Raw genomic sequence first — 4,820 nt, forward strand, 5'->3', positions numbered from 1 at the left:
AGGAGGTCGAGCTGGCCCGGAAGAACGGGGTGGAGCCGGTGGAGTTCGCGGTGGCGGTGGACGGGCTGTGCGTGATCGTAAACGAGAACAACCCGATCGAGGCGCTCACTCCCGACGACGTGGGCCGGCTTTTCCGGGGCGAGATCAAGAACTGGAAAGCCCTGGGCGGGCCCGACCGGCCGGTGACCCTCTACGGCCGGCAGTCCAACTCGGGCACCTACGTGTTTTTCCAGGAGCACGTGCTCGGAAACAAGGATTACGCCGCGACCATGAACCGGATGAACGGGAACGCCCAGATCCTGGAGGCCGTGGTCCGGGACCCCTCGGCCGTCGGGTACGTGGGCATCGGCTACGTGGTGGACGAAAACGGAACGGTCCACAAGGGCATCAGGCCGCTCGACATGAAGACCCCCGACGGCGCCGCCGTGAGCCCGCTGGACCGGGAGGCGGTCAAGGCCGGGCTCTACCCCCTGGCCCGGGCGTTGTACCAGTACACGAACGGAACCCCCAAGGGGCTCGTGGCCGAGTTCCTGCGGTTCGAGCTCTCGGATGCCGGCCAGAAGATCGCCGAGGAGCAGGGGTTCTATCCGGTGGGCGGGGAGCTCCTGGAGAAGAACCGCAAGGCCCTGGGCATGTAGCCTCCGTCGGCCGCACCCGAATGCAAGACGGCCCCGCCTCGGCGGGGCCGTCTTGCGTCGGGACCGCCCTACATCAGCGCGGCATTAGGGCGACCTTCTTTTCGAGCTTCGCACCGGTGATCGGGCCGGTCACGCTGCCCTGCAGCTCGAAGCCGCTCGTGTGGGTGCGGGAGTCGAACCGGATGAACAGGCCCACGTCGGCCGGGCCCTTGGACCACACCGTGCGGCCGAACGAGCCGGTGAAGCCCTCGAAATAGCTGCCGGAGAGGGTGAAGCTGTACGGTCCGGCCCCTGCCGAGATTTCCATGTGGGTCCCGTTCCACTTCACACAAGCACCGATCCCGCACATCTCGCCGTAGTCCCCGGATAGGGCGAAGGGGTCGAAGTCCTCGATGGCCTGTTCGGCATACTCACACGCGGTCGCGGCATCGGTCCTGTACATGTCCAGCGTCGCGAGGACGTCGTTTTCCCAAACGTTGCGGAGGCCCAGAAACGCCTCGGTCTGGACGTTCCAGATCTCGCTCATGATCTCCGCCCGTTGGGTCTCCGTGAGTTGTGGTTCGTGGCGGTAATACGAGTCGGTGAGACACGCTCCGCCGTTGCTGACGCCCCCCGTGTAGCCTGCTTTCCACCTGTAGGCATACTGGAGGTACCAGAGGATTCCCCGTTTGGCGATGGTTTGGTCCCGGTCGCACTTGGCCATGCGGCAGTCGGCCACGCACAGGTCCCCCTCCGGCCCTTCGCCGTACCGTAGAGCGCAACCCATCTCGCACTCTCGCTCCGCCGCTGCGCTGTCGTCGAACTCCGCCTGGGTGTTCTGGTCCGCCTCCAACATGTCCGCCGCCGCCTGTGCTGCGTTCTGGAACTCCGGAGAGGTCAGGTACGAAGCGCTGCAGGCGGCGAACTCCGCCGCGATTTCTGCGACGGCGAGTTGGCTTCCGAGCCCTGTGGGAAGGGCGGGGGGCGAGGTGGGGTCGGTGGACCCTTCCGGAGCCGCGGGGAGGCTTTCCAGGAGTTGTTGCGCCTCCGGCACCCCGGTCAAGGCGGGGGCCGCGGGTTCCAGGACCGCCCGTGCGGCTTCCCCCTGGCCCGCGGCCGCGAGGGCCCGGGCCAGGGGGAAGCTGAAATACGGGGTGTCGGGGTGGAGGGCCACCAGCTCGGTGTAGAAGAAGACCGCCCGGCCGACGTCTCCCTCGCCCTCGTAGTAGTACCCCAGGCAAAAGAGCGTGGGCGCGAACTCGGGATCGAGTTCGTAGGCCCGGAGCAGGAACCCCTTGGCCGCCTCCCGCTCGCCCCGGTAGAGGAGCACGAACCCGAGCTGGGAGAGGACGAAGGGGTCGTCGGGATCGGCCTCGTAGGCACGAAGCGCGGCCCAGAGGGCCACGTCCTGATCGCCCGACAGGAACGCGTCCACGGCGGCGGCGATCCACGACTCGGCGAGGGTGTCGGTGGGATAGTCTGCGGCCCGGCGCCCCGCTGGCACCCGGCCGGTCACGACGGCCTCGATCTCGGTCCGGGTGGTTTCGTCGATGGCACTTTCGGCCAGGGCCAGAAGCTCCGCCGCCTGGGTATCCAGGGCGTCGGCAGAGGGGGCGGCCTCGATCAGCCCGCCCGACTCGCCGGCCGGTCCGCCGCCGCCCGAGCTCCCCCCGGGGGTTCCGGAGCCGTTCTCCGACGTCGGTGTGTTTCCTCCCCCTCCGCCCCCGGAACAGGCCGGCACGAGGAGGACGCAGGCGAGAAGGCACACGGCGGCGGTCGGAAGCGTGGCGAACCTCACGGCGGCGACTCCTTTCGGGCGCCCCGGCGGGCCGAGCCTGCCGGTTGCGGTCCACCCCGTTGCCGTGAGCCGCACGGTGCCCAGCGAGAGAAAAGGGGGGCGGGGCCAGAGGCCCCGAATTTCTTTTACTACCGCAGGGAATCGGATCTGGTCAATACTGTTTTGACGGCTTCGTTCACGCCGCCAGCGCCGTGGCCGTGCGCTCGGCCAGGGCCCGGCGCCGGAGGTAGGCCTCGCGGCAGATGGCCATGTCCTCGAAGAACGACTCCATCTCCTCCATCAGCATGGCCTGGGGGCCGTCGCACAGGGCCTTTTCGGGCCGGGGGTGAAAGTCCACGAGCACCATGTTGGCCCCGGCGATCACCCCCTGGGCCGCGGCGTGCCAGATGTCGAGGATCCGGTCGGGCGCGGCCACCTTCTTGCCGACCGAGTGGGAGGGGTCCACGCACACCGGCAGCCGGGTCTGGCGCTTCACCACCGGCACCTGGGCGAAGTCCACGAGGTTGCGGTGGGGGTCGCCCAGATGGGTCTTGACCCCCCGGAGGCAAAACACGATGCGGGGGTTCCCGTTGGTGGCGATGTACTCGCAGGCGTTCAGGCTCTCCTCCAGGGTGATGCCCATGCCCCGCTTGAACAGGACCGGGAACTCCTGCTGCCGGCCCACGTGCTTCAGCAGCTCGAAGTTCTGGGCGTTGCGGGTGCCGATCTGCACCATGACCCCGGTGGGGTCGCCGGCCTCCCGGAGGGCCCGGGAGATCTCCTCCAGGTGGCGTTCGTGGGTGACCTCCATGGCGATCACCCGGATCCCGCACTGGCCCGCCAGTTCGAACACGTACGGAAGGCAGGCCTTGCCGTGGCCCTGGAAGTCGTAGGGGGAGGTCCGGGGTTTGTAGGCGCCCATGCGGGTGGTGGTGACGCCGAGGCGCTGGAGGGACCGCATCACGATCTCGACGTGCTCGGGGGTGTCCACCGCGCACAGCCCCGCGAACACGTGGAACGAGTCCTGGGAGAAGGTGAGCCCCTGGTAGGTGAACCCCACCTCGGGGGCTTGGCCGTCGTGGCGGCCGATGATCCGGTACTTGGAGCTCACCCGGATCACCTTCTGGACGAAGGGGAGTTCCTCGAACGCCTCGGTGGGCACCTGGCGGGTGGGGCCGAACACGTAGACCTCGTGGAGGTCCTGGAGGGCTCCCTTGACCCGGTGGAACCGAAGCTCCAGGTCGGGGAACCGGGCCGCCACGGCCTCGAGGGCCGCGCGTTCTTTGGGGCCGGGGCTGGCGTCGGGCTTGAGCACGATGATCATGGGCGCTTCCTCCTTTTCCCCGGGTCGGGGAACCGAAAGGGCCGTGGGAGGCGACCTTCGCCAGCCCACGGCCCCGGAGGAAACGAAAACCGGCCACGGGCTGGCGAAGGGCCTGCCCGTGGCCGGTGGGGGTGTCGGTGGTCGGGAACTCCGGTCTGCCGCTACACCTCCGCCGCCCGGGCAGGCTTCCGAAAGAAGCCCCCGAAATAAAACGAATAGGCGGCGAAATAGCGGCTGGTGTGCACCGGGTCGTCTCCGTTCGCGTTGTCTACCCCGAGTCGTATACCCCGGCCGGCGCCGGCGTGTCCAGAAAAAAAGCGGTCGTCGGTCACCGATCCATGCCCGTGCGCCCGCTCGAGGTCCCCGCCCGCCGGCACCGCGATCCGAGCGGGGATCCGCCGGAGGGCCCCGTGGCCGGGAGGGGGCCGCCCTTCCCCGGATGCGGCTACCCAGCCGGAACTCCCGGAATACGAAGACCAACGAAAGTATTGTCAGATCCCCGGCGTTGGAACGGAAACCCGCGGGTGGGGGGCTGGTGGAGAGACGGGTGCGGCCCCTCACCTCGCCGCGCCCTCACCACGCCCGGATCGATTTGGGAGATCCGGAACGTCCGCCACCGCCGCCCCGCCCGGCCGAGCCGACAACGGCATGGACAGGCGCGGCGAAAAGGGAGCCGCACTCGCGCCCGGCCGGAACCAGTCCCCCACCCGCCCCCGGCAATACTTGAAGGTATTACGAGTAGAGCCTTCCAGCCTTCCCGCTTCCCAGCTTTCCAGCCTGTTACGCCAGCCCGTCCATGGCGGCGACCTTTTCCAGCAGGTCCACCACCCGGCAGGCGTAGCCCCACTCGTTGTCGTACCAGGCCACCACCTTGGCCATCCGGTCCTTGCGCACGTGGGTCAGGAGGCTGTCGAAGATGCTCGAGTGGGGGTTGTTGATGATGTCCACCGACACGATGGGGTCGGTGCAGTACTCCATGATGCCCTTCATGGGCCCTTCGCAGGCCTCCCGCATGGCCTCGTTGATCTCCTCGGCCGTGGCCTTCTTTTCGAGCATGACGGTGAGGTCGATCACCGATCCGGTGGGCACCGGCACCCGGAAC

The 4,820-nt window shown here is 68.4% G+C and carries 3 protein-coding genes and 1 pseudogene; 1 reads left to right on the top strand and 3 read right to left on the bottom strand.

Features of this window, described 5'->3' with window-relative positions:
• A partial coding sequence (locus tag ACY0I8_RS16410) for a PstS family phosphate ABC transporter substrate-binding protein (RefSeq protein ID WP_461395609.1) occupies positions 1 to 638 on the top strand: 638 nt, incomplete at its 5' end.
• 73 nt (positions 639 to 711) lie between these two features.
• Here ACY0I8_RS16410 and ACY0I8_RS16415 read toward each other — a convergent pair.
• The 3 genes and pseudogenes from ACY0I8_RS16415 to ACY0I8_RS16425 all read right to left on the bottom strand — a co-directional run.
• Entirely contained in the window at positions 712 to 2,415 is a 1,704-nt protein-coding gene (locus tag ACY0I8_RS16415) for a tetratricopeptide repeat protein (RefSeq protein WP_461395610.1), read from the bottom strand.
• A gap of 175 nt (positions 2,416 to 2,590) precedes the next feature.
• Positions 2,591 to 3,718 carry a 3-deoxy-7-phosphoheptulonate synthase gene (locus ACY0I8_RS16420; RefSeq protein WP_461395611.1) on the bottom strand — a complete coding sequence of 376 codons (1,128 nt, stop codon included), beginning with the start codon at positions 3,716 to 3,718 and terminating at the stop codon, positions 2,591 to 2,593.
• A 780-nt stretch (positions 3,719 to 4,498) separates the two neighbouring features.
• Positions 4,499 to 4,820 (bottom strand): annotated as a pseudogene (locus ACY0I8_RS16425) (type I glyceraldehyde-3-phosphate dehydrogenase); the annotation flags it as partial.

Source organism: Deferrisoma sp. (genome assembly GCF_054681715.1).

What these genes read in the sequence shown, in the direction of transcription:
- ACY0I8_RS16420 (WP_461395611.1), bottom strand. Translation starts at nt 3,718, where the DNA reads ATGATCATCGTGCTCAAGCCCGACGCCAGCCCCGGCCCCAAAGAACGC.